Origin of the sequence: Streptomyces sp. NPDC059008 (assembly GCF_042749045.1) — a bacterium.
GTDB lineage: Bacteria > Actinomycetota > Actinomycetes > Streptomycetales > Streptomycetaceae > Streptomyces.
The window spans coordinates 24,074-48,307 of the sequence record NZ_JBHYJC010000015.1 but is presented as its reverse complement, the minus strand read 5'-3'; the positions used below and the strand labels follow the sequence as shown (position 1 = coordinate 48,307).

18 protein-coding genes are annotated in these 24,234 nt (G+C 69.9%); 7 read left to right on the top strand and 11 right to left on the bottom strand.

The genetic code is table 11. The annotated features are described in order from the left end of the window. The 5 genes from ACFWZH_RS19560 to ACFWZH_RS19540 all read right to left on the bottom strand — a co-directional run bounded on the left by ACFWZH_RS19560 (position 1) and on the right by ACFWZH_RS19540 (position 5,522). Positions 1-1,443, bottom strand: a complete 1,443-nt coding sequence (locus ACFWZH_RS19560) for an amidohydrolase family protein (RefSeq protein ID WP_384432280.1) — start codon at positions 1,441-1,443, stop codon at positions 1-3. Next, on the bottom strand, positions 1,407-2,225 hold the full coding sequence (locus tag ACFWZH_RS19555) for a succinate dehydrogenase/fumarate reductase iron-sulfur subunit (RefSeq protein WP_384432277.1): 819 nt from the start codon (positions 2,223-2,225) through the stop codon (positions 1,407-1,409). Before ACFWZH_RS19555 ends, ACFWZH_RS19560 begins: the two co-directional genes overlap by 37 nt. Next, complete coding sequence (locus ACFWZH_RS19550) at positions 2,222-4,186, bottom strand: fumarate reductase/succinate dehydrogenase flavoprotein subunit (protein WP_384432274.1); 1,965 nt, start codon at positions 4,184-4,186, stop codon at positions 2,222-2,224. The genes ACFWZH_RS19555 and ACFWZH_RS19550 overlap by 4 nt, the downstream gene beginning before the upstream one ends. A gap of 75 nt (positions 4,187-4,261) precedes the next feature. Beyond that, complete coding sequence (locus ACFWZH_RS19545) at positions 4,262-5,089, bottom strand: hypothetical protein (protein WP_384432271.1); 828 nt, start codon at positions 5,087-5,089, stop codon at positions 4,262-4,264. Positions 5,090-5,219: 130 nt separating this feature from the next. Further along, a complete protein-coding gene (locus tag ACFWZH_RS19540) occupies positions 5,220-5,522 on the bottom strand; it encodes a hypothetical protein (protein WP_384432269.1) in 303 nt (100 codons plus the stop codon). Positions 5,523-5,913: 391 nt separating this feature from the next. Between ACFWZH_RS19540 and ACFWZH_RS19535 the strand changes: the two genes are divergently transcribed. From ACFWZH_RS19535 to ACFWZH_RS19505, 7 genes are all read left to right on the top strand, one after another. Then, a complete protein-coding gene (locus ACFWZH_RS19535; RefSeq protein WP_384432266.1) occupies positions 5,914-8,388 on the top strand; it encodes an ABC transporter substrate-binding protein in 2,475 nt (824 codons plus the stop codon). Between the two features lie 183 nt (positions 8,389-8,571). Then, a complete protein-coding gene (gene typA / locus ACFWZH_RS19530) occupies positions 8,572-10,476 on the top strand; it encodes a translational GTPase TypA (protein WP_384432264.1) in 1,905 nt (634 codons plus the stop codon). 647 nt (positions 10,477-11,123) lie between these two features. Next, positions 11,124-12,740 carry an ABC transporter substrate-binding protein gene (locus tag ACFWZH_RS19525; RefSeq protein ID WP_384432261.1) on the top strand — a complete coding sequence of 539 codons (1,617 nt, stop codon included), beginning with the start codon at positions 11,124-11,126 and terminating at the stop codon, positions 12,738-12,740. A gap of 62 nt (positions 12,741-12,802) precedes the next feature. Continuing rightward, positions 12,803-13,726: an ABC transporter permease gene (locus ACFWZH_RS19520; protein ID WP_384432258.1), complete on the top strand. Its 924-nt coding sequence runs from the start codon at positions 12,803-12,805 to the stop codon at positions 13,724-13,726. Further along, positions 13,719-14,711, top strand: coding sequence for an ABC transporter permease (locus ACFWZH_RS19515; protein ID WP_384432255.1), 993 nt, complete (start codon positions 13,719-13,721; stop codon positions 14,709-14,711). The genes ACFWZH_RS19520 and ACFWZH_RS19515 overlap by 8 nt, the downstream gene beginning before the upstream one ends. 11 nt (positions 14,712-14,722) lie before the next feature. Beyond that, on the top strand, positions 14,723-15,760 hold the full coding sequence (locus tag ACFWZH_RS19510) for an ABC transporter ATP-binding protein (protein ID WP_384432252.1): 1,038 nt from the start codon (positions 14,723-14,725) through the stop codon (positions 15,758-15,760). Beyond that, positions 15,747-16,898 (top strand): ABC transporter ATP-binding protein, encoded by a 1,152-nt coding sequence (locus ACFWZH_RS19505; protein WP_384432249.1) that lies wholly within the window; start codon positions 15,747-15,749, stop codon positions 16,896-16,898. The genes ACFWZH_RS19510 and ACFWZH_RS19505 overlap by 14 nt, the downstream gene beginning before the upstream one ends. A gap of 218 nt (positions 16,899-17,116) precedes the next feature. Here the strand turns inward: ACFWZH_RS19505 and ACFWZH_RS19500 are convergent, their stop codons facing one another. The 6 genes from ACFWZH_RS19500 to ACFWZH_RS19475 form a co-directional block, all read right to left on the bottom strand. Then, positions 17,117-17,521: a MerR family transcriptional regulator gene (locus tag ACFWZH_RS19500; protein WP_384432246.1), complete on the bottom strand. Its 405-nt coding sequence runs from the start codon at positions 17,519-17,521 to the stop codon at positions 17,117-17,119. 82 nt (positions 17,522-17,603) lie between these two features. Then, positions 17,604-18,731, bottom strand: a complete 1,128-nt coding sequence (locus ACFWZH_RS19495; RefSeq protein ID WP_384432243.1) for an ABC transporter ATP-binding protein — start codon at positions 18,729-18,731, stop codon at positions 17,604-17,606. Between the two features lie 12 nt (positions 18,732-18,743). Beyond that, positions 18,744-19,805, bottom strand: a complete 1,062-nt coding sequence (locus ACFWZH_RS19490; RefSeq protein WP_384432240.1) for an ABC transporter ATP-binding protein — start codon at positions 19,803-19,805, stop codon at positions 18,744-18,746. A gap of 11 nt (positions 19,806-19,816) precedes the next feature. Continuing rightward, entirely contained in the window at positions 19,817-20,788 is a 972-nt protein-coding gene (locus ACFWZH_RS19485; protein ID WP_384432237.1) for an ABC transporter permease, read from the bottom strand. Positions 20,789-20,923: 135 nt separating this feature from the next. Continuing rightward, positions 20,924-22,723, bottom strand: coding sequence for an ABC transporter substrate-binding protein (locus ACFWZH_RS19480; RefSeq protein ID WP_384432234.1), 1,800 nt, complete (start codon positions 22,721-22,723; stop codon positions 20,924-20,926). Positions 22,724-22,829: 106 nt separating this feature from the next. After that, complete coding sequence (locus ACFWZH_RS19475; RefSeq protein WP_384432231.1) at positions 22,830-23,864, bottom strand: ABC transporter permease; 1,035 nt, start codon at positions 23,862-23,864, stop codon at positions 22,830-22,832. Positions 23,865-24,234 lie beyond the last annotated feature (370 nt).

Genomic DNA, 24,234 nt, shown 5'->3' with positions numbered 1-24,234 from the left:
TCAGGCGGCGGCGCGCAGGTTCGCCGCCGCCCGCTCCGCCTCGCGGACCACCCGCGCGGTGTCCACCCCCACCAGCTCACCGCGCGCCTTGCGCAGCCGCCCGTCGACGAAGACCTCGCTGACGTTCGGCGGCTGCCCGTTGAGCACGATCTGGCTGGTCCAGTCGAAACGCGGGGCGAAGTTGAGGGTGCCGGGGTCCAGGACGACGACATCGGCGCGCTTGCCCGGAGTCAGCGACCCGACCCGGTCGGCCATGCCGATGCACTCCGCACCGCCCAGCGTCGCCATCCGCAGCACCGCCGGGATCGTCGGATGGACCCCCGCGTCCTCGTGCCGGGCCCGCTGGAGGCCCACCGCCGCCTTCATCAGGTTGAACATGTCCGAGGTGTCGTTGGTCCCGCCGTCGTGGCCGAGCCCGGCCCGTACGCCGTGCCGGTGCAGCGCGGGCAGCGGCGCGATGCCCGAGGCCAGCCGCATGTTGCTGAGCGGGCAGTGCGCCACCCGGACGTCGTGCTCGCCGGTCAGCGCGATCTCCCGGTCGTCGAGGTGCACCGCGTGGTTCATCAGCAGGTCCGGGCCGAAGGCGCCGACCTCCCGCAGCGCGCGGACCGGATCGTCCGCGCGGTCCGCGCGGCACTCCAGCACATGGCAGTTGAGCATCACGCCCAGCTCCCGGGCCAGCTCGTGGAACTGCCGCAGCTCGGCGCGGACGGACATCCCGGCCTGCGCCGACACCTGCGCGGAGGCCAGCGGCAGCGGGTCCAGGAAGTCCTTCTTGACCCGGGGGACCAGCTCCCGGGCGGCGGCGTGCTGGGCCGCCGCGTAGACGAACCGCACCCCGGTGTCGTCCAGCGCCCGGACGTAGGCCGCGGCGGTGTCGTACGGGAGGGGGTGGACCCAGTCGACGACGGTGGTGACGCCCGCGCCGAGGGCGTCGAGCGCGGCCAGACGCACGAAGCGGTACATGTCCCGGGGCCCGATCTTCGACAGCACATGCCCGTTGCAGCCGGACAGCCAGCCGCTCAGGTCCCGGTCCGCGCAGCCGCCCCGGATGCTGGACTGCCACAGGTGGTTGTGCAGATCCACGAACCCCGGCAGCACGATCCTGCCGCCGGTCTCCAGCACCCGGGCGCCGGGCGGTGCCTCCAGGCGCCGTCCGACGGCGGCGATCGTGCCGTCGCGCAGCAGCAGGTCGACGCCGTCCTCCAGCGCGCCCAGGGGGCCCTCGCCGAGACCGGGGTCCATGGTGAGCACCAGATCGGCGCCGCGCAGCAGCGTCGCCCGCCCGCCGCCCGGGGTCGCGGGGCCGGCGGCCCGGTCGTCGGACTCGGGCACACCGGCCGCCGCGGCGAGCGGAAGTCCGCCGATGCCCGCGAGCACCGTGCGCCGTCCGATCCGCGGGGAGGTCATTCCGTACGGCGCCGGATCTTGTTCCCGAGCCACACCAGCGGGTCGTACTTACGGTCCGCGGCGCGCTCCTTCAGCGGGATCAGCGCATTGTCGGTGATCTTGATGTGCTCGGGGCAGACCTCCGTGCAGCACTTGGTGATGTTGCAGTAGCCCAGCCCGTGCTCGTCCTGCGCGGTGGTCTTGCGGTCGATGCCGGACGCCGGCGCCGCGTCCAGCGGATGCATGTCGAGCTCGGCGATCCGCATCAGGAAGCGCGGGCCGGCGAACGCCGCCTTGTTCTCCTCGTGGTCCCGGACCACATGGCAGGTGTCCTGGCACAGGAAACACTCGATGCACTTGCGGAACTCCTGCGAGCGGCCCACGTCCTCCTGCTGCATGCGGTACTCGCCGGGCGCCAGCTCCGCGGGCGGCACGAACGAGGGGATCTCGCGGGCCTTGGCGTAGTTGAACGACACATCGGTGACCAGGTCGCGGATGACCGGGAACGCCCGCATCGGCGTGACCGTGATCGTCTCCGTACGGTCGAACACCGACATCCGGGTCATGCACAGCAGCCGCGGCCGGCCGTTGATCTCCGCGCTGCACGAACCGCACTTGCCCGCCTTGCAGTTCCAGCGCACCGCGAGATCCGGCGCCTGGGTCGCCTGCAGACGGTGGATGATGTCCAGCACCACCTCGCCCTCGTGCACCTCGACCGTGAAGTCCTCAAGGCCCCCGCCGCCGGTATCGCCCCGCCACACCCGGAAGTGCGCCTGGTAGGCACCGGACTTCCCCGGCTCCTCCGCCGCGTCGGATACCGTCTGCTGCTCGCTCACCGGCTCAGCTCCTCGTCCGTCAGATACTTCGCCAGCTCGTCCTTCTCGAACAGCTCCAGCAGATCGCGGCGGATCGGCGGCATCTCCCGGCGGGAGAGCCGGATCTGTCCCAGCGCCGGGTCCGCGGCCCGGGAGTCGCCCTGCGGGTCCGCGAGCCGGCAGACCAGATTGATGTTGCGCCAGCTGCGGTCCATCGCCGGGTGGTCGTCGCGGGTGTGCCCGCCCCGGCTCTCCTCGCGCTCCAGCGCGGACCGGGCCACACACTCGCTGACCAGCAGCATGTTCCGCAGGTCCATGGAGAGGTGCCAGCCCGGGTTGTACTGCCGGTGCCCCTCGACGCCGGCCCGCCGGGCCCGTACCCGCAGATCCGCGAGCCGCTTGAGGGCCTCGTACATCTCGCCCTCCTTGCGGATGATGCCGACCAGGGCGTTCATCGCCTTCTGGAGCTCCTGGTGGAGGGTGTACGGGTTCTCCGCCGGGCCCTCGTCGTGCCCGGTGCCGTCCGCGCCCTCGCCGGCCTCGGCGCTGAAGGGGCGCAGCGCCTCCGCCTCGGCGGCGTCGATCTGCAGCGGATCGGCGGTGGGCCGCTCGGTCAGCGCCGCCGCGTACTCGGCCGCGTGCAGCCCCGCCCGGCGGCCGAAGACCAGCAGGTCGGACAGGGAGTTGCCGCCCAGCCGGTTGGAGCCGTGCATCCCGCCGGCGACCTCACCGGCCGCGAACAGGCCCGGTACGCCGGTCGCCGCCGCGGTGTCCGGGTCCACGTCGACCCCGCCCATCACGTAGTGGCAGGTCGGCCCGACCTCCATCGGCTCGGCGGTGATGTCCACATCCGCCAGCTCCAGGAACTGGTGGTGCATCGACGGCAGCCGGCGCTTGATCACCTCGGCCGGCATCCGGGTCGAGACGTCCAGGTAGACCCCGCCGTGCGGGGAGCCGCGCCCCTCCTTGACCTCGGCGTTGATGGCGCGGGCGACCTCGTCGCGGGGCAGCAGCTCGGGCGGGCGGCGGTTGGTCTCCGGGTCCTCGTACCAGCGGTCGCCCTCCTCCTCGGTCTCGGCGTACTTCTCCTTGAAGACGTCGGGGATGTAGTCGAACATGAAGCGCCGGCCGTCGCTGTTGCGCAGCACCCCGCCGTCGCCGCGTACGGACTCGGTGACGAGGATGCCCTTGACCGACGGCGGCCAGACCATGCCGGTGGGGTGGAACTGCACCATCTCCATGTTGATCAGCGGTGCCCCGGCGAGCAGCGCCAGCGCGTGCCCGTCGCCGGTGTACTCCCAGGAGTTCGACGTCACCTTGAAGGACTTGCCGATGCCGCCGGTGGCCAGCACCACCGCCGGGGCCTCCAGGACGAAGAAGCGGCCGGACTCCCGCTCGTAGCAGAAGGCCCCGGCGACCCGGCCGTCCGCCTCCGGGCCGCGCTCCTTGAGGATGCGGGTGACGGTGCACTCCTGGAAGACCTTCAGCCGGGCGTCGTGGGCGCCGAACTCCTTCTCGTCCTCCTGCTGGAGCGAGACGATCTTCTGCTGGAGGGTGCGGATCAGCTCCAGGCCCGTACGGTCGCCGACGTGCGCCAGGCGCGGGTACTCGTGGCCGCCGAAGTTGCGCTGGGAGATCCGGCCGTCGGGCGTGCGGTCGAAGAGCGCGCCCCAGGTCTCCAACTCCCATACCCGGTCGGGTGCTTCACGGGCGTGCAGCTCGGCCATCCGCCAGTGGTTGAGGAACTTCCCGCCGCGCATGGTGTCGCGGAAGTGGACCTGCCAGTTGTCGTGCTCGTTGACGTTGCCCATGCTGGCCGCGATACCGCCCTCGGCCATCACCGTATGGGCCTTGCCGAACAGGGACTTGCAGATCACGGCCGTCCGCATACCGGCCTCGCGGGCCTCGATGGCGGCGCGCAGCCCGGCGCCGCCCGCGCCCACCACGACCACGTCCCATGCCTGCCGGTCCACATGCGCCATCGGGGGCACACCTTTCCTTGGAGAAGCTGCCGTCGGGACGGCTGCCGCGGGGGCAGCCGCCGTCGCAGAAGTCGGTCAGAAGAAGCGGGGGTCCGAGAAGGCCCCGCTGGCCAGCAGGAAGACGTAGAAGTCCGCCAGGGCCACGCTGATCAGGGAGGACCAGGCGAGCAGCATGTGCCGCTCGTTGAGCCTGCCGACCCAGCCCCACATCCGGTAGCGCACCGGGTGCTTGGAGAAGTGCCGCAGCCGGCCGCCGATGATGTGCCGGCAGGAGTGGCAGGAGAGGGTGTACGCCCAGATCAGCACGATGTTGGCGAGGAAGACCAGGGTGCCCAGACCCATGTGGCCCCACTCGTAGTGCGCGTCGCGGAAGGTCAGCGCGGTGTCGTAGGTCAGCACCCCGGCGACCAGCACCGCGAAGTAGAAGAAGTAGCGGTGGACGTTCTGCAGGATCAGCGGGAAGCGGGTCTCACCGGTGTACTTCTTGTGCGGTTCGGCGACCGCGCAGGCCGGCGGCGAGGCCCAGAAGCCGCGGTAGTAGGCCTTGCGGTAGTAGTAGCAGGTCAGCCGGAAGCCCAGCGGGAAGATCAGGATGAGCAGAGCCGGGGACAGGCCCCACCAGCTGCCGACGATCTCCCAGTTGGGCCCGCCGCGCATGGTGTGGCAGTTCTGCGCCAGGCACGGCGAGTAGAACGGCGAGACATAGGGCGCGGCGTAGTAGTCGGCGTTCGCGAACGCCCGCCAGGTCGAGTAGACGATGAACGCGAGCAGTCCGGCGGCGGTGCCGGCCGGCGCCAGCCACCAGCGGTCGGTCCGCAGGTGCCGGGCGGGAATGGCGGCGCGCGAGGCAGTGTGCACACCGCTCGCGCCCGTTTGCGATGAGGGTTCGGTGCCAGTGGCCAACGTCGGTCTCCGTGAAGGGCGCTCCGTCCGGAATGCTGGTTCCGCAAACGCTTCCGTCGGGGCGGCAACGGGGTAGGGGTCTGAGTGGGGCGAGGACACCCCCTAAGGGGCATCCACCAGGGGTCTCCCCCTAGGGCGCATGACCGTTGCGGCAGCCGAGTCCCTCGTCCTCGGCGCCCGCCCACAGCGCTGCGTCGTAGGGGGCGTCGGAGATCGTCACCATCTCGACGGCGGGGGGAGCGCCGCCCCGGCGGGACGGCCCGGCCGCCGCGCTCTGCTTCAGCAGGGCGAGGCTCTCGCGCAGGTGGTCGGTATCGCTGCGCACCCGGCGCACGTCCAGGCCGGTGCCGAGTCGCGCCTCCAGCCTTCCCACCGACCGGACCAGATCGTCCAGGCTGCGTTCAACCGCCGTCAGTTCGTCCTGATGAGACATATAACGTGCCCTCACTTTGGAAGGTGTGGTGGGCGATCTCATGCGCCCGAGAGTGTCGCGCGTCACAGTAGGCGTTGGGAAGGGGTCCGGCGCGATTACGACTCGAACCGGTGCGTTTCGGCTACCGCGTGCGACGGCGGAGATCGAACGCCGATACGGGTGAGGGCGGCAAATACGGGCGTACGCACGGCTGCTGACCCCTTGTCAGGCCGGGCGTATTGCGCCGGGCGGGTGGCCTTCGTACGGGCTTGGACGTGTCGGGTGGCCGGGCGTCGAACGGTCGCTTTCAGTAGGGGCTCATAGATGTGATGAGCCGCAAAGTCGGCCGAACGTGGTGTGCCGGAGCCAGCCCGCCGGCGGCGCCGCGCGGGCGAGCCCGGAGGTAACAGTCATGACCCACCACGACAACCCCTCGGTCCGCGCGGCCCGTGCACGCCGCATCGCCGCACTGGCCGCCGCGGGGGTGCTGCTCCCGCTGCCGGCCCTCACCGGATGCAGCTCGGAGGGCGGGCAGTCGACCTCCCCGGCGTCCCAGGACATCGCCCCGGCGCCCCGCGGCGAGCTCAAGGACGGCGGCACCCTGCGCTGGGCGGTCGACGCGATGCCCGGCACCCTCAACGCCTTCCAGGCCGACGCCGACGCCACCACCAGCCGGATCACCGGTGCGGTGCTGCCCAGCATGTTCACCGTCGACGCCGGGGGCGCGCCGCAGCGCAACGCCGACTACCTCGACGCCGCGGACGTCAGCGCCCGCGACCCCAAGCAGGTCGTCACCTACAAGATCAACCCCAAGGCGCGGTGGAGCGACGGCACCGCGATCACCGCCGCGGACTTCGTCGCCCAGTGGACGGCGCTGCGCGGCCAGGACAACGCGTACTGGACCGCCCGCAACGCCGGCTACGACCGGATCGGCAAGGTCGAGCAGGGCGCGGGCAGCCGGGAGGTCAAGGTCACCTTCGCCCGGCCCTACGCCGACTGGCGGTCGCTGTTCACCCCGCTCTACCCCAAGAGCGTGATGGGCAACGCCAACGCCTTCAACGACTCCGCGCGCGAGCGGCTCACGGTCGGCGCGGGCCCGTTCCTGGTCCAGAAGCGGGACGTGGCCAAGGGGCGGGTCGTCCTGGCGCGGAACCCGTCGTGGTGGGGTGCGCCCGCCAAGCTCGACAAGATCGTGCTGGAGGTGCTGCCCGGGGAGAAGCGGTCGGCGGCGCTGGCCGCCGGGTCCATCGACGTCGCCGCGGTCGACCAGATCGCCGCGAAGCGGGTCGCCTCCGCCCGGGGCCCGGCCGCGCCCGGCTTCCTCCGTAAGCCCGCGGCCGGCAACGCGGGCCCCCAGGGCGACGGCAACCGGGCCCAGGACCGGCCGGGCGCCAAGAACGCCGCCGAGCGGGCGGCGCTGAGCGGCTACACCCTGCACAAGGCCCTGGAGCCCGCCTACACCCAGCTCGCCCTCAACGGCAGCAGCGGCCCGCTGGCCGACGACCGGGTGCGCCGGGCGGTGGCCCGCGCCATCGACCGGCAGGCCCTCGCCGACGTCGTCCTCAAGCCGCTCGACCTGCCGTCCGAGGCGCTGGGCAGCCATCTGCTGATGGCCGGGCAGCGCGGCTACGAGGACCACAGCGACGCGCTCGGCGACCAGGACACCGGGGCGGCCAAGGCGCTGCTCGCCGACGCCGGCTGGAAGTCCGACGGCGACCGGCAGCAGGCCGGTGGCAAGGCGGCCGCACCGGCGCCCGGCGCGTGGCGCGGCGCGGACGGCCCCGGGGACGACGAGGCGGCCTCCCGCGACCGGGTGGAGGACGGCCCCGGGCGGGACGGCTACGAGGACGAGGACGACCGGGACGCCGGGACCGACGCCTACGACGAGGACGCCGACGGCGCGAACGACGGCCGCAACCCGGGGCGCCCCGCTCCCGGCCACGCCGGCCCGCCCGCCCACGGCGCTCAGGAGCCGGGTGCCCGGCCCGCCGCCGCCGAGGCACCGCTGTCCTTCACCGGCGCGGTCGGCTCCGAGATCCAGCGGGCCGCCCTGCTGCGGCAGAGCGCCTCGATCTACAAGGAGGCGGCCGCCCGGCAGAAGGAGAAGGCGGACGGCGACCGCGACTCCGCCGCGTACGCCAGGTACAAGCGGTACCGCATGCGCGCGGCGCAGACGCTGAGCGCCGCCGAGCTGGTCGAGACCGGCCGGCCGGTGGACCTGCCGGGATCCGACGGCCACCCCGGCGCCCGCCACGTCGCCGCCCGCCACGTCGCCGGCGGGCACGCCCACGGCGCGGTGGTCGCCCGCGCCGAACGGGACCCGGCCGGCGGCAAGGCGGCGGCCCGCACGACCACCGTCAAGAAAAACGGCAAGCCGCTCACGCTGCGCTTCGTCCTGCCCGACGGCGCGGCCGCCGAGCCGCTGCGCACCGTCGCCCGGCGGATCGCCACGATGCTCGACAAGATCGGCGTGCAGACCTCTCTCCAGCGGGTCTCCGACGCCAGCTACTTCCAGGACCACATCGCCTCCGGCGACTTCGACCTGGCGCTGTACTCCTGGCCCGGCACCGCCTACCCGGCGACCGACGCCCGCCCGATCTACGCCAAGCCGCAGCCCGCGCCCGACGGCTCGCTGACCGTCGAGCAGAACTACAGCCGGGTCGGCACCGACCACATCGACCAGCTCTTCGACCAGGCCGCCTCCGAGCTGGACGAGGGCGCCGCGCGCACCTTGGTGGAGCAGGCCGACGCCCGGATCTGGGCGGCCGCCGGGTCGATCCCGCTCTACCAGCGGCCCGAGCTGGTGGCCACCAAGGAGTCGCTCGCCAACGTCGGCGCCTTCGGGTTCGCCACACCGCGGTTCCAGGACATCGGCTACAAGAAGTAAGGGCCACCCCAAAGCTAACAATCGGTAAAAAACCGCAGGTCAGCGGGTGTGTGGATGGGCTGCGGCGGCCATAACCGCCGCAGCCACGTACCATGGGGTGAGGCCGTGGCGTGTCATGCCCGGCAGGCGCGCGTACCGGATGGACGCGTCGCCATCCACGATTCCGGGAGAAGCGCCGCCAGTATGCCCACCCGCCACGACATTCGTAACGTCGCCATCGTCGCCCACGTCGACCACGGCAAGACGACCATCGTCGACGCCATGCTCAAGCAGGCCGGCTCCTTCGCCGCGCACGCCGCCGAGTCCCTCGACGACCGCATGATGGACTCGAACGATCTGGAGCGTGAGAAGGGCATCACGATCCTCGCCAAGAACACGGCGGTGAAGTATCACCCCAAGGACGGCGGCGACGTCATCACGATCAACATCATCGACACCCCCGGCCACGCCGACTTCGGTGGCGAGGTCGAGCGCGGTCTGTCGATGGTGGACGCGGTTGTCCTGCTCGTGGACGCCTCCGAGGGCCCGCTCCCGCAGACCCGCTTCGTGCTGCGCAAGGCCCTCCAGCAGCGTCTGCCCGTCATCCTGTGCATCAACAAGACGGACCGCCCGGACTCCCGGATCGACGAGGTCGTCAACGAGACCTACGACCTCTTCCTGGACCTGGACGCCGACGAGGACCAGATCGAGTTCCCGATCGTCTACGCCTGCGGCCGTGACGGCATCGCCTCGCTGACCAAGCCGGAGGACGGCACGGTCCCGGCGGACTCCACCAACCTGGAGCCGTTCTTCTCCACGATCCTGGAGCACGTCCCGGCCCCCGAGTACGACGAGACGGCGCCGCTGCAGGCCCACGTCACCAACCTCGACGCGGACAACTTCCTCGGCCGTATCGCGCTGCTCCGCGTCGAGCAGGGCGAGCTGCGCAAGGGCCAGACCGTGGCCTGGATCAAGCGCGACGGCTCGGTCGCCAACGTCCGCATCACCGAGCTGATGATGACCGAGGCGCTCACCCGCAAGCCCGCCGAGGTCGCGGGCCCCGGTGACATCTGCGCCGTGGCCGGTATCCCGGACATCATGATCGGCGAGACCCTGGCCGACCCGGAGAACCCGATCGCGCTGCCGCTGATCACGGTGGACGAGCCGGCCATCTCGATGACCATCGGCACCAACACCTCGCCGCTCGTCGGCCGTGGCGGCACCGGCAAGGGCGCGGACGCCAAGGCCGCGGTCAAGGACCGCAAGGTCACCGCCCGCCAGGTCAAGGACCGCCTGGACCGCGAGCTGATCGGTAACGTCAGCCTCCGGGTCCTGGACACCGAGCGCCCCGATGCCTGGGAGGTGCAGGGCCGCGGTGAGCTGGCCCTCGCGATCCTGGTCGAGCAGATGCGCCGTGAGGGCTTCGAGCTGACCATCGGCAAGCCGCAGGTCGTCACGCAGGAGATCGACGGCAAGACCTACGAGCCGGTCGAGCGCATGACCATCGACGTCCCCGAGGAGCACATGGGCGCCGTCACGCAGCTCATGGGCGTCCGCAAGGGCCGCATGGACAACATGTCCAACCACGGCTCCGGCTGGGTCCGCATGGAGTTCGTCGTCCCGTCCCGCGGCCTCATCGGCTTCCGTACGGAGTTCCTGACCAACACCCGCGGCACGGGCATCGCCCACTCGATCCACGAGGGCCACGAGCCGTGGTTCGGCACGCTGGCGACCCGTAACAACGGCTCGCTGGTCGCCGACCGAGCCGGTGCCGTCACCGCCTTCGCGATGACGAACCTCCAGGAGCGCGGCGTGCTGTTCACCGACCCCGGCACCGAGGTGTACGAGGGCATGATCGTCGGCGAGAACTCGCGCGCCGACGACATGGACGTGAACATCACCAAGGAGAAGAAGCTCACCAACATGCGGTCGGCCTCGGCCGACTCCTTCGAGGCGATCGTCCCGCCGCGCAAGCTCTCCCTGGAGCAGTCCCTGGAGTTCTGCCGCGACGACGAGTGCGTCGAGGTGACCCCGGAGGCCGTGCGCATCCGCAAGGTCGTCCTGGACCAGAAGGAGCGCGGCCGCACCGCGTCGCGCGCCAAGCGGTAACGCTCGGCGCTGGGCCTTCATCTCGACCTCAGCTCGCGCGGGGCGTCCCTCTTGTACGGGGGCGTCCCGCGCGGCGTTTGGTCTGCTTCCCACGTTGTCGGCTGCGGCGCCGTGGTGGTCTTTCGCCGTTGCGCCTGCGGCGGGCCCCTCCGCTGCGCTTTGCTGCGGCCCACGTTGTCGGCTTTCCCGCCGTGGGGGTTTGTCGTCGTTGCGCCTGCGGCGGGCGTTTGTTTGTCGGGTGCGGTGACAGCCCTACGGACTTCGTCCTACGGTCTGTCCCCTCCCGTGGGTGGGTGGAAGACGGGCCGGTGGGGGCGTGCCCTGTCTGTCGGCTTCCTGCACACGGGGGCTTACGGGACCCCCACCGGTCTTTCCTCCCCCCTCCCACGGGAGGGGGCGGGCCGCAGGACGGAGTCCGGAGGGGCGCACCCGCTGCCGTAAACGCCCCGCGCAGCGGCACCCAGCCCGCCGCAGGCGAAAACAAGCGAAACCACCACGGCGGGAAAGCCGACAACGTGGGAAGCCAGCCAAGCGCAGCGGACCGGCAAATGGAGCACCCCCCGCATGCGACACCCCCCACTCTGCGATCTCATGAGGGCCAAGCCCGATCCCTGGGCTTGGCCCGATCGCGGAGCTGAGGAGGCACCATGGGTGGAGCCACGCGCGCGAAGTGGGGCGCGTGCGCCGTCGCGGTCGCGCTCGTGGCCACGGCCTGCGGCGGGGGGAGCGCGGCCCGTGCCGGGGTGGTCAGTGCCTCGTGGGGGGATCCGCAGAATCCCCTGGAGCCGGCGAACACCAACGAGGTCCAGGGCGGCAAGGTCCTGGAGATGCTGTTCCGGGGGCTCAAGCGGTACAACCCGAGGACCGGGGCCGCGCAGAACGTCATCGCCGAGCGCATCGAGACCAGGGATTCGCGGAACTTCACGGTGACGCTGAAGCCGGGCTGGTCCTTCAGCAACGGGGAGAAGGTCACCGCCGCGTCGTTCGTGGACGCCTGGAACTACGGGGCGCTGCTGGACAACAAGCAGAAGAACGCGCCGTTCTTCCAGTACATCGAGGGCTTCGACCGGGTGCATCCGGAGAACGGTGTGGCCACCGCCCGGACCCTGTCGGGGCTGGCCGTGAAGGACGACCGGACCTTTACCGTGAAACTCCGTCAGAAGTTCTCCAGCTGGCCGGACACGCTGGGTTATGCCGCCTTCATGCCGCTGCCGCGGGCGTTCTTCACCGACCATGACGCCTGGCTGGAGCGGCCGGTCGGCAACGGCCCGTACGTCGTGGACTCCTACGACAAGGGGTCCGTGTTGCGCATGCGGAAATGGGCGAAGTACCCGGGTGACGATCCGGCCCGCAACGCCGGGATCGACCTGCGGGTCTACACGGACAGCAACACCGCCTACACCGATCTGCAGGCGGGGAACCTCGATCTGGTCGACGACGTGCCGGCCGCCCAGCTCAAGAGCGTCCACGCCGATCTGGGCAAGCGGTACATCAACCAGCCGGCCGGGATCATCCAGACCCTCGCCTTCCCCATGTACGTCAAGGGATGGGGCGAGCCGGGCAAGGACAAGGTGCGCCGCGGTCTGTCGATGGCGATCGACCGGGAGCAGATCACCAGGGAGATCTTCCAGCGGACGCGGACGCCCGCGACGGACTGGACCTCGCCGGTGCTCGGGGCGGACGGGGGGTACAAGGCGGGGCTGTGCGGTGAGGTCTGCGTGTTCGATCCGGCGAAGGCCAGGGCGCTGGTCAAGGAAGGCGGCGGGCTGCCCGGCGGCCGGATGACGATCACGTACAACGCCGACACCGGATCGCACAAGGACTGGGTCGACGCGATCTGCAACAGCATCAACAAGTCGCTCGGGGACGACAAGGCGTGTGTGGGAAATCCGATCGGCACGTTCGCCGACTTCCGGAACAAGATCGCGGCGAACGGAATGCCCGGACCGTTCCGCAACGGCTGGCAGATGGACTATCCGCTGATCCAGAACTTTCTGCAGCCGCTGTACTACACCAACTCCTCGGCCAACGACGGAAAGTTCAGCAACGCCGGCTTCGACAAGCTGGTGAACGCGGCGAACGCGGCGACGGACAGCGAGGAGGCCGTCGCGAAGTTCCAGGCCGCGGAGCGGATACTCGCCCGCCAGATGCCGGCGATTCCGCTGTGGTACCAGAACGGCAGCGGCGGCTATTCGGACCGGATCAGCAATGTGTCGCTGAATCCGTTCAGCGTGCCGGTCTACAACGAGATCAAGGTCAACTGAGCGAGCCGCGGGCACTGCCGGCGACGCCCGTACTGTCCGCGCGATGAGGGAGGTTGGGGCCGGTGGGACGCTATGTGATCCGGCGGCTGCTGCAGATGGTCCCGGTGTTCGTCGGCAGCACGTTCCTGATCTTCTTCATGGTGTACGCGCTGGGCGACCCCGTCGCGGCGATGTTCGGCGACCGGGCGCCGGACCCCGCCACCGCCGCGCAGATCCGCCGCGACCTCTACCTCGACCATCCGCTGTGGCAGCAGTACCTGCACTACATGGGGCAGATCTTCCGGGGGGACTTCGGCACCGCCTTCAACGGCCAGTCGGTCACCGAGCTGATGGCCTCGGCCTTTCCGGTCACGCTGCGGCTGACGGTGGTCGCCGTCGTGATCGAGATGGTGGTGGGCATCGTGCTGGGGGTGTTCAGCGGTCTGCGGCGGGGCCGGGGCATCGACACCTCGGTGCTGCTGCTCTCGCTCGTCGTGGTGTCCATCCCGACGTTCGTGAGCGGCTATCTGCTGCAGTTCGTGTTCGGCGTGCGGTGGGGCTGGGCCGCGCCGTCGGTCGCCCCGGAGGCACCGCTGAACGAGATGCTGCTGCCGGGGCTGGTGCTGGCGCTGGTCTCGCTGGCGTACGTGACCCGGCTGACCCGCACCTCGATCGCGGAGAACGCCCGCGCCGACTACGTCCGTACGGCCGTCGCCAAGGGCCTGCCCCAACGCCGCGTCATCACCCGCCATCTGCTGCGCAATTCACTGATCCCGGTCGTCACGTTCATCGGTACCGATATCGGCGCCCTGATGGGCGGTGCGATCGTCACCGAGCGCATCTTCAACATCCACGGCGTCGGATTCCAGCTCTACCAGGGGATCCTGCGGCAGAACTCGCCGACCGTCGTGGGTTTCGTGACGATCCTGGTGCTGGTCTTCCTCGTCGCGAACCTCCTCGTCGACCTGCTCTACGCCGTCCTCGACCCGAGGATCCGCTATGCCTGAGTCCTACGTCCCCAAGGAAGCCATCGGCCACGGCGACGGCGGCTCCGCCGCGCTGGCCATCGGCGAGGCGGAGTCGCTGGAACGGAGGCCGGGCGCCGCGCCGCCCGGTGCCGGGCCACCCGCCCCCGTGCCCCTGGGCAAGCCCCGCAGCCTGTGGAGCGACGCCTGGCACGACCTGCGCCGCAACCCGGTCTTCGTGCTCTCCGCGCTGGTCATCCTCTTCCTGGTGGTGATCGCCGTCTGGCCGCAGCTGATCGCCACCGGCAACCCCTACCGCGCCGACCTGGCCAAGGCGCAGCAGGGCTCCCAGCCCGGCCACCCCTTCGGCTTCGACACCCAGGGCCGGGACGTCTACACCCGCGTGGTCTACGGGGCCCGCGCCTCCATCACCGTCGGCGTCTGCGCCACCGCCGGCGCCGCGCTGCTGGGCAGCCTGATGGGCGGGCTGGCCGGCTTCTTCGGGGGCTGGTCGGACACCCTGCTCTCCCGGTGCGCCGACATCTTCTTCGGCATCCCGGTGATCCTCGGCGGGCTGGTGTTCCTCTCCGTCGTCACCAGCACCACCGTCTGGCCGGTCGTCGGCTTCATCGTGCTGCTCGGCTGGCCGCAGATCTCCCGTATCGCCCGCGGCTCCGTCGTCACCGCCAAACAGCACGACTACGTCCAGGCCGCCCGCGCGCTGGGCGCCGGCAACGGGCGGATGCTGCTGCGGCACATCGCGCCGAACGCGGTGGCGCCGGTCATCGTCGTCGCCACCATCGCGCTCGGTACGTACATCGCGCTGGAGGCGACGCTGTCCTACCTGGGTGCGGGCCTGAAGCCGCCCACCGTCTCCTGGGGCATCGACATCTCCACGGCCTCCACCTACATCCGCAGCGCACCGCACATGCTGCTGTGGCCGGCGGGCGCGCTGAGCGTCACGGTGCTGGCGTTCATCATGCTCGGCGACGCGGTGCGCGACGCCCTCGACCCCAAGTTGCGCTGAGGAGGCGGCAGATGACGAACAGTGCCGGTGAGGCCGGGGGCGGTGGCGCGGTCGCGGTCACCGACACCGCCCTGCTCGACGTGCGGGACCTGCGGGTGGAGTTCCGTACCCGGGACGGGATCGCGAAGGCCGTCAACGGCGTCAGCTGCACCGTCGCACCGGGCCAGACGCTGGCGGTGCTCGGCGAGTCCGGCTCCGGTAAGTCCGTCACCGCGCAGGCCGTGATGGGCATCCTGGACTCACCGCCCGGCTTCGTCACCGGCGGCGAGATCCTCTTCCAGGGCCGCGATCTGCTGACGCTGCGCAAGGACGAGCGGCGCAGGGTCCGCGGCGCCAAGATGGCGATGATCTTCCAGGACGCGCTGTCCTCGCTCAATCCGGTGCTCAGCGTCGGGGCGCAGCTGGGGGAGATGTTCCAGGTCCACGAGGGGATGTCCCGTAAGGAGGCCCGCGGTCGGGCGGTGGAGCTGATGGAGCGGGTGGGCATTCCCGCGGCCGGGGCGCGGGTGGGGGACTATCCGCACCAGTTCTCCGGCGGGATGCGCCAGCGCATCATGATCGCGATGGCGCTGGCCCTGGGCCCCGACCTGATCATCGCCGACGAGCCGACCACCGCGCTGGACGTCACCGTCCAGGCGCAGGTCATGGACCTGCTCGCGGAGCTGCAGCGCGAGTTCACCATGGGGCTGATCCTGATCACCCATGACCTGGGCGTGGTCGCCGACGTCGCCGACACCATCGCGGTGATGTACGCCGGGCGGATCGTGGAGACCGCGCCGGTCCACCAGCTCTACCGCGCGCCCGCCCACCCGTACACCCGAGGGCTGCTGGACTCCATCCCCCGGCTGGACCACAAGGGCCGGCGGCTGTACGCGATCAAGGGCCTGCCGCCCAATCTGACGGCCATCCCGCCCGGCTGCCCCTTCAACCCGCGCTGCCCGCTGGCGCAGGACATCTGCCGCACGGACCTGCCGCCGCTGTACGAGGTCGGTCCCGGCCGGGCCAGTGCCTGCCACTTCTGGAAGGAGACCCTCGGTGGCGCGCGATGACGCAACCCCCGCCGCGGCCGGAGCCGGCCCGGCGCCCGGCGAGCCCCTCCTGGAGATCCGCGACCTGGTCAAGCACTTCCCCCTCACCCGGGGCGTGCTCTTCAAAAAGCAGGTCGGCGCCGTCAAGGCCGTCGACGGGGTCTCCTTCGACCTCCGCAAGGGCGAGACCCTGGGGATCGTCGGGGAATCGGGCTGCGGCAAGTCCACGGTCGCCAAGCTGCTGGTGGGCCTGGAGCGCCCCACGGCGGGTCGGATCCGCTACCGCGGCGAGGACATCACCCGTCTGTCGGGCCGGGCGATGAAGGCGGTGCGCCGCAACATCCAGATGGTCTTCCAGGACCCCTACACGTCCCTGAACCCCCGGATGACGGTCGGCGACATCGTCGGCGAGCCCTACGAGATCCACCCGGAGGTGGCCCCCAAGGGAGACCGCCGCCGCAAGGTCCAGGAACTCCTGGACGTGGTGGGGCTCAACCCCGAGTACGTCAACCGCTATCCGCACCAGTTCTCCGGCGGCCAGCGCCAGCGCATCGGTATCGCCCGGGGCCTCGCCCTGCGCCCGGAGATCATCGTCGCCGACGAGCCGGTCTCCGCGCTGGACGTCTCCGTCCAGGCCCAAGTGGTCAACCTCCTGGAGCAGTTGCAGGACGAGTTCGACCTCTCCTATGTCTTCATCGCCCACGACCTGTCCGTCGTCCGGCACATCTCCGACCGGATCGCGGTGATGTACCTGGGGCGGCTCGCCGAGATCGGCACCGAGGAGCAGATCTACGACCACCCCACCCACCCCTACACCCAGGCCCTGCTCTCCGCCGTGCCCGTACCGGACCCCGACTCCCGCGCCGCCCGCGACCGCATCCTGCTCACCGGCGACGTGCCCTCGCCCGCCGATCCGCCGTCCGGCTGCCCCTTCCGCACCCGCTGCTGGAAGGCCCAGGACCTGTGCGCCGAGGTCGTCCCCCCGCTCGAAGTCCCCCCGCCCTTCCGGGAGTCGACCGGCCCGGCGCGGCACCCCTCGGCCTGTCACTTCGCACAGGAGCGCCAGGTGGTACCGGGCGAGGACCGGCTACCCGACGGAGCGGACGGCGAGGACCGGCTGCCCGACGGGCCGGAGCCGGGGCCCGTGGCCCGTCGCTAGGGCGTGTCCGATGGGTCATGGCCGGGTCCGCGGCGTCTGGCACGGCACCTCGCGGCGTTGCCGAAACGTCCCGAGAGCTCCGCTATCGAGACGCTCCGGCGCCTTGCGATGCAGCTCGGCATCCAAAGGAGCACATGAGGAGCCGAGACGGAGTTCGCGCAGCGAACGCAGTGCACCAGACGCCGCGGCCTTTCCGACCCTGACCCATCGGACACCCCCTAGGCCGCTTCCTCCTGGGGTGCCGCTCCGCCGGGCCGAGCCCCGGCCGTGCCGCGCACCACCTCCAGGTACTCCCCGATGGCGTCCCGATTGCGCACCAGCGTCTCGATGCGCTCGGTCATCCGGTCGCGCTCGCGCTGCAACGTGGCGAGCATCTGCGGTGTCGCGTCGGGGAAGTGGATGGCCCGGGGCTTGTCCAGGCAGGGCAGGACCTGCTTGATGATCCGGGTCGGCAGTCCGGCGTCGAGCAGCCCCCGGATCTGCAGCACCCGGTCGACGCACGCCTCGTCATAGGCGCGGTAGCCGTTGGCGCAGCGCTCGGCGACGATCAGCCCCTGCTCCTCGTAGTAACGCAACAGCCGCCGGGGCGTACCCGTACGCGCCGACAGCTCTCCGATCCGCATCCACGCCACCTCCCCGACAACGACAGCGCCGCCGTGGCCGGGAACATTCCCCGCCACGGCGGCAGTCGGCAGCGCCTGGGCGCTACTTGTCGGAGTCGGTCCCCGCGTCCTCGATCGCCGCCAGCGCCGGGTCGAGGATGATGTCCTCGTCGCGGGCCGCGGTCGTCGGCTCCTCCGGGAAGTGGCAGGCCGTCAGGTGGCCCGCCTCGCTGCCGGAGAGCTGGAGCAGGGGCGGAGCCTCCGTGGCGCACTTGTCCTGCGCCTTCCAGCAGCGGGTGCGGAAGCGGCAGCCGGACGGCGGGTTGACGGGGGAGGGCACGTCGCCGGCGAGCCGGATGCGCTCGCGCTCCTCCTCCTCGCTCTCCACCAGCTTGGCCTCCGGCACCGCGGAGAGCAGCGCGTGGGTGTACGGGTGGCGCGGCCGGTTGTAGATCTCGTCGCGGGAGCCCACCTCGACGATCTTGCCGAGGTACATCACCGCGACCCGCTCGCTGAAGTGCCGCACGATCGCCAGGTCGTGGGCGATGAACAGGAACGCGATGCCCAGCTCGCGCTGGAGGTCCTGGAGCAGGTTGACGACCTGGGCCTGGATGGAGACGTCCAGGGCCGAGACCGGCTCGTCGGCGACGATCAGCTTCGGCTCCAGGGCCAGCGCCCGGGCCACGCCGATGCGCTGCCGCTGGCCGCCGGAGAACTCGTGCGGGAAGCGGTTGTAGTGCTCCGGGTTCAGACCCACGGTCTCCAGGAGCTCACGGATCCGCTTCTCCCGCCCACCGGGCGGGTTGATCCCGTTGATCTCCATCGGGCCGCCGATGATGGTGCCGACCGTCTGCCGCGGGTTGAGCGAGGCGTACGGGTCCTGGAAGATCATCTGGATCTCGGAGCGGATCGGCGCCAGCTGCTTGCGGTGGGCGTGGGTGATGTCCTGACCCGCGTACGTGATCTTGCCGGAGGTCGGCTCCATGAGCCGGGTGAGCAGCCGTCCGGTGGTGGACTTGCCGCAGCCCGACTCGCCGACCAGGCCGAAGCTCTCGCCGGCGTGCACGGTCAGGTCGACGCCGTCGACCGCCTGGACCGCGCCGACCCTCCGCTTGAACGGAAAGCCGCCGTAGATCGGGAAGTGCTTGGTGAGGCCCTCGGCGGTGAGCAGCGGCTCGCCCGGGGCGGGCTTGGCGTCGCGGGGCGCCGGGAGGGTGACGTTGTCTGCCATGGTGGTCGCTCCCTAGCCCAGCCGGGGCTTGATCTGCTCGGTGAAGAGGGTCTGCTTCTGCTCGGGGCTCAGGTGGCAGGCCGCGGCCCGCCCCAGCTCCAGCAGCGGCCGCTCGTCGGTGCACCGGGTGCCGCCGACCTCGCCGGCGAAGCCGCAGCGCGGGTTGAAGGCGCAGCCCGACGGCGGGTTGAGCAGGCTCGGCGGGCTGCCCGGGATCGGGTGCAGCGCCTCGCTGACGTCCGAGGAGAGCCGCGGCATGGAGCTCAGCAGGCCCCAGGTGTACGGGTGCCGCGGCTGGGTGAGGATCTCCTTGACCGACCCCCGCTCCACCGCCCGCCCGGCGTACATCACCAGCAGGTCGTCCGCGGTGTTGGCGACCACGCCGAGGTCGTGGGTGATCAGGATGATCGCGGAGCCGAACTCCTGCTGGAGGTCCTTGAGCAGGTCGAGGATCTGCGCCTGGACGGTGACGTCGAGGGCGGTGGTCGGCTCGTCCGCGATCAGCAGCTGGGGGTTGCAGACCAGCGCCATGGCGATCATGGCGCGCTGGCGCATACCGCCGGAGAACTGGTGCGGATAGTCGTCCACCCGCAGGGTCGGCTGCGGGATGCCCACCTTGGCCAGCATCTCGATGGCGCGCTGCCGGCCCTCGCGCTTGCTGGCGCCGGTGTGCTTGATGAACGGCTCGGCGATCTGCCGGCCGACGGTGTAGTACGGCGACAGGGCGGTCAGCGCGTCCTGGAAGATCATGGCCATCTTGTTGCCGCGGAGCTTCTCCAGGGTCTTCTCCCTGGCTCCGGTCAACTCCTGGCCGTCCAGCGTGATCTCGCCCGAGATCTCGGTGGTCTTGGGGTTGTGCAGCCCCAGGATCGAGAGGTTGGTCACCGACTTGCCGGAGCCGGATTCGCCGACGATGCCGAGCGTCTGGCCGCGTTCCAGATCGAAGGAGAGACCGTCGACCGCCTTGACGATGCCGTCCTCGGTGGAGAACCGCACCTGCAGGTCACGAACGGACAGGAAGGGGTCGGACCCGGACGGCGCTGTGGCGCCTTCGGTCTTGGTGAGTGTGGTCACTTCAGGCTCTCCTAGGACAGGCGCACGCGCGGGTCGATGAAGGCGTACGTCGCATCCACGATGATGTTGAACACCAGGATCAGGGCGGCGCTGAAGACCAGCACACCCATGACCATGGGCAGATCCAGGGTGAGGACGGAGTCGATCGCGAGCCGTCCGACGCCCGCCAGCTGGAAGGTGAACTCGGTGATCATCGCGCCGCCGAACAGCGAGCTGAGGTCCATGCCGAGGATGGTGACGATGGGGATCAGCGAACCGCGCCAGGCGTAGCGCAGGAAGACGTACGAGCGGGACAGACCCTTGGCCTTGGCCGTGCGGACGTGCTCCTCCTGCAGCTGCTCGATCATCGTCGAGCGGGACATACGGGTGTACTGCGCGGTGAAGATCGTCGCCATCACGAGCCAGGGCAGCAGCAGACCCATGAACCAGCCCGCGGGGTCCGAGGTGAGCTCCACGTACTTGGGGGATTCCATGAGGCCGCTGTAGACGAACAGACCCAGGGCGATCGGGCCGAGGATGTAGATCTGCGCGGAGCTCAGCACCATCGAGACCGAGGTGAGGACCTTGTCCAGGAACGTGCCGCGCTTGTAGGCGGCGAGCAGGCCGGTGCCCAGGCCCACGGTCAGGAAGACCGCGGCGCCGCCGACGGCCAGCGAGGCGGTGGTGGGCAGCCGGTCGATCAGCGTCGCCCAGACGTCCTGCTTGGTGGCGAAGGAGTAGCCGAAGCACGGGGCGTCGCAGTGGCCGATGGAGTAGTCGCGGCCGGCGAAGATGCCGACGAGCCAGTCCCAGTACTGCGTCGGCAGCGGCTTGTCGAGGCCGAGGTTCTGGTGGATCAGCGCGATGTTGTCCGCGGTGCAGTTCTTTCCGCAGGACATCGCGGCCGGGTCACCGGCACCGAAGAACACGAAGAACGTGAACGCACTGAGCAGAAGAAGGATGACGACAGCGCCGAACGTCCGGCGAAATAGGAATTGAAGCATGGCAGTTCGCTGCTCTCAGGACGGCGGCGGCAGTGGGCGTGAGGGGTGGCGGACAAAGGCCCCGGAGGGCGCGCGTTCCGCCGTGTGCGCGCCGTCCGGAGTGCCTTCGTCAGGTGGTCGCCTGAGCGGCTACCGCTACTTCTTCAGGTACAGCGTGTTCGGGTCGAGGTAGCTGACGTCCATGTTGTAGCGGGCGCCACCGACGTTCGAGCCGTACAGCTGCAGCATCTTGGTGTAGAAGACCGGGGCCGCCGGGTTGACCTTCTCCACGATGTACTGGTGCAGCTTCTCCCACGCCTCGGTCGCCTTGTTGAGGTCCGTCATCTTCTCGATGCGGTCGATCTCGGAGGTGACGTGCTCGTCCCGGACGTGCGAGTAGTTCGCGGCGCCGTCCTGGATCTGGCGGCCGTCGTACGACGGCGGGATGACGGTGGAGGCGTCCGCCCAGTCCTGGCCCCAGCCGGTCATGTAGATGTCGAAGCCGTTGTCGACCTTGCCCATCTGCTCGTACCAGGAGGCCGCGTCGATCTCCTTCTTCTGCACGTTGAAGCCGGCCTTGGTCAGGGCGTCCTCAATGGCGACGGCTTCCTTCTGGCGCGACTCGGTGTTGGAGTAGGCGTACACGAGCTTCATGCCCGTCTTGCCCGCCTCCTTGAGGAGCTTCTTGGCCTTCTCCGGCTCGCCGTTGGGGTTCTTCAGCTTGCCGTAGGGGTCGTAGCCCTTCTTGTAACCGGCGACGGTCGGGGCGAGCAGACCGCCGGCGATCTCACCGCCGTAGCTGCCGCCGTTGAGCCGGACGATCTGCTGGCTCGGCAGCGCGTAGGTGATCGCGTCGCGGATCTTCTTGTCCTTGAGGCGGTCCATGTTGAAGTTCATCTGCCAGACGTAGGGCTGGTAGCCCTGCACCAGGCGCTTGCTCGCGCTCGCGTTGTCCAGCACGTTCTTGGTCAGGGTGGGCTCCACCGCGTTGGTGAAGCTGACCGCGTTCTTGGCCTCGCCCTGGTCGGCCATCAGGCGCTTGGTGGAGTCCGAGGCCTGGTGGTTGAAGGTGATGTTGTAGCCGTCCGGGTACCCGGTGCGCATCGGGTCCGTCTTCGGGTCCCAGTTCTTGTTGCGCACCAGCTGCATGGACTTGCCGGACTTGAACGACGCGATCTTGTACGGACCGGCGCACACCGGCTTGACGTCGTAGGCGTCCTTGGTGTCCTTGGCGCTGTCCGGCACCACGCTGTAGCCGGGCATCGTCAGCGCGTAGGGCAGCTGCGACTGCGGCTTCTTGAAGTGGAAGATGACGGTCTTCTCGTCCGGCGTGTCCAGCACGCTCTTGGGCAGGTGGTCGCCCTTGTACGGACCGTCCGGAAGCGCCTTGCGGTAGGTCGTGCCGCTGCCCGACAGCCAGGTCTGGACGTAGGTCGGGCCGTCGGTGATGAACTTGGCGTACAGCCGCTCTATCGAGTGCCGGATGTCCTTCGAGGTGATCGGCTTGCCGTCCTCGAACTTGATGCCGTCCTTGAGCGTGTACTTCCAGGTCTTGCCGCCGTCGGACATCTGGCCGGCGTCGGTGGCGAGGTCACCGACCACCTTGGCGTTGCCCTTGTCGTCCTGCTTGAAGGCGGTCAGGCCGCGGAAGATCAGCTGCGACAGGGCCTTCATGTCGCTGACGTACATCTGGCCCGGGTCGAGGTGGTTGTAGCTGTCACGCTGGTACACGCGGATGGTGCCGCCGGAGTGGGCGCCCTTGACCGCGACGGCCGGGCCGACGGAGTCGGCCGCGGTGCCCAGCGGGACCGCCTTGGCCTGCGCCGCGGCGTCCGCGTCCGTCTGCGCCTTGTCCTTGTTGGAGCCGCTGCCGCCGCTGCAACCGGTCAGCGCGAGTGAACCGGCCGCCAGGGCCACGATCACCGCGCGTGCTCTGCGCGTAGAAAGTGCGTTCATGAGTTCCAAGCACCTGCCTGTCAGTTGGGGTCCAGTTGTGCTGTCCGAAGCAACCGGGGCAGGCCCGGGAGGTGGGGGTGACAGCGAGCCCCCCGCAAGTGGACGATCAGCGCCCGGACTTGGGGTCGAAGGCGTCGCGGACCGAGTCTCCGAGAAGGTTGAAGCAGAGCACGAAGATCAGCATGGCCGCGGCGGGGAAGAGCAAGAAGGTGGGGTCGTTCTCGTAGAAGCGGGCACCCGACTGGAACAGCCGGCCCCAGTCGGGGGTCGGCTCGACGATGCCGACGCCCAGGAAGGACAGGCCCGCCTCCGCGGTGACGAAGAGCGGCAGCATGTAGGTGCTCTGCACCAGCACCGGCGTGACCACGTTCGGGAGCAGTTCCTTGCGGATGATCCGCCAGGGCGAGGCGCCGGTGATCTTGGCGGCCTCCACGAACTCCCGCTCGCGCAGGGAGAGCACCTGTCCTCGCAGCAGTCGCGCCAGACCCATCCAGCCCAGGAACCACTGGACGATGATCAGCGCGCAGACCCGCACATAGGTGGGGGTCTCGTCACCCGGGTCCACGAAGAGCGCCACCACGACCGGCATGAAGGCCACGAAGGTCAGCTGGCTCGGGAAGGCCAGCAGGAAGTCGATCACCCGGCTGATGAAGAAGTCGGCCTTGCCGCCGACGTAGCCGGCCGTCACACCGATGAGGATGCCGGTGAGCACGGTCAGGATGGTCACCGCGACGGAGATGCCCAGCGACATCCGGATGCCGTAGATCAGCTGCATGAACACATCCCGGCCCAGCTGCGGTTCGATGCCGAACCAGTGCTCGGGTGAAATGCCCCCGTTGGCCCCGGCCGGGTAGCCGAACTCGTCGAGCAGGTTGGGATCTTCGCTGCCGTAGAACGTGTACGGGTCCTTGCCGTACAGCGAGCCGATCACCGGGGCCAATGCCGCGATGACGAAGAAAGCCAGCACGACGATCCCGCAGATCATGCCCATGCGGTCGCGCTTGAAGCGCATCCACATCAATTGGCCGGGGGATCGGCCGACGAGCTCACCGCCCTTGCTCTTCTTTTCCTTCTTCAGACCCTTGGGTCCAAGTCCCGGGGTATCGGACTTGGTAACCGCGGTCTGGGATGGACTAGTCATCGCGAAGTGCCCCCGCGCCGAGTTCTCTTGGAACGTGAAGCGGCGCCGAGTCGCACCGCTGGATGAGCGGACTTTCGCAAGTGATTTATGGCGGAGTCAAGGGGATCGGGTGCGCTTACGAACAGGTCGTCTACTTCTTGAGCGAAGATTGCGCAGATCGACGCAAGGGCGTGCTTGACAGGGGGGCGGGATATGCGGCATGGGGGACATATGCCCACCAACCTCTTTAACATGAAGGCAACTTCACTGTCGCAACACCGATATACGGACGCGCCATGATGAACAACGTACGGCCGTGCGGGTGCCGTAGACCGGTCGGGGACGCCACTCGGCGCCCCGGCCGGTCGCTGTTTTGTCCCCCTTCGCCCAC

What these genes read in the sequence shown, in the direction of transcription:
- ACFWZH_RS19535 (WP_384432266.1), top strand. Translation starts at nt 5,914, where the DNA reads ATGACCCACCACGACAACCCCTCGGTCCGCGCGGCCCGTGCACGCCGC.
- ACFWZH_RS19510 (WP_384432252.1), top strand. Translation starts at nt 14,723, where the DNA reads ATGACGAACAGTGCCGGTGAGGCCGGGGGCGGTGGCGCGGTCGCGGTC.
- ACFWZH_RS19475 (WP_384432231.1), bottom strand. Translation starts at nt 23,864, where the DNA reads ATGACTAGTCCATCCCAGACCGCGGTTACCAAGTCCGATACCCCGGGA.
- ACFWZH_RS19540 (WP_384432269.1), bottom strand. Translation starts at nt 5,522, where the DNA reads ATGTCTCATCAGGACGAACTGACGGCGGTTGAACGCAGCCTGGACGAT.
- ACFWZH_RS19500 (WP_384432246.1), bottom strand. Translation starts at nt 17,521, where the DNA reads ATGCGGATCGGAGAGCTGTCGGCGCGTACGGGTACGCCCCGGCGGCTG.
- ACFWZH_RS19485 (WP_384432237.1), bottom strand. Translation starts at nt 20,788, where the DNA reads ATGCTTCAATTCCTATTTCGCCGGACGTTCGGCGCTGTCGTCATCCTT.
- typA (WP_384432264.1), top strand. Translation starts at nt 8,572, where the DNA reads ATGCCCACCCGCCACGACATTCGTAACGTCGCCATCGTCGCCCACGTC.
- ACFWZH_RS19515 (WP_384432255.1), top strand. Translation starts at nt 13,719, where the DNA reads ATGCCTGAGTCCTACGTCCCCAAGGAAGCCATCGGCCACGGCGACGGC.
- ACFWZH_RS19525 (WP_384432261.1), top strand. Translation starts at nt 11,124, where the DNA reads ATGGGTGGAGCCACGCGCGCGAAGTGGGGCGCGTGCGCCGTCGCGGTC.
- ACFWZH_RS19495 (WP_384432243.1), bottom strand. Translation starts at nt 18,731, where the DNA reads ATGGCAGACAACGTCACCCTCCCGGCGCCCCGCGACGCCAAGCCCGCC.
- ACFWZH_RS19480 (WP_384432234.1), bottom strand. Translation starts at nt 22,723, where the DNA reads ATGAACGCACTTTCTACGCGCAGAGCACGCGCGGTGATCGTGGCCCTG.
- ACFWZH_RS19550 (WP_384432274.1), bottom strand. Translation starts at nt 4,186, where the DNA reads ATGGCGCATGTGGACCGGCAGGCATGGGACGTGGTCGTGGTGGGCGCG.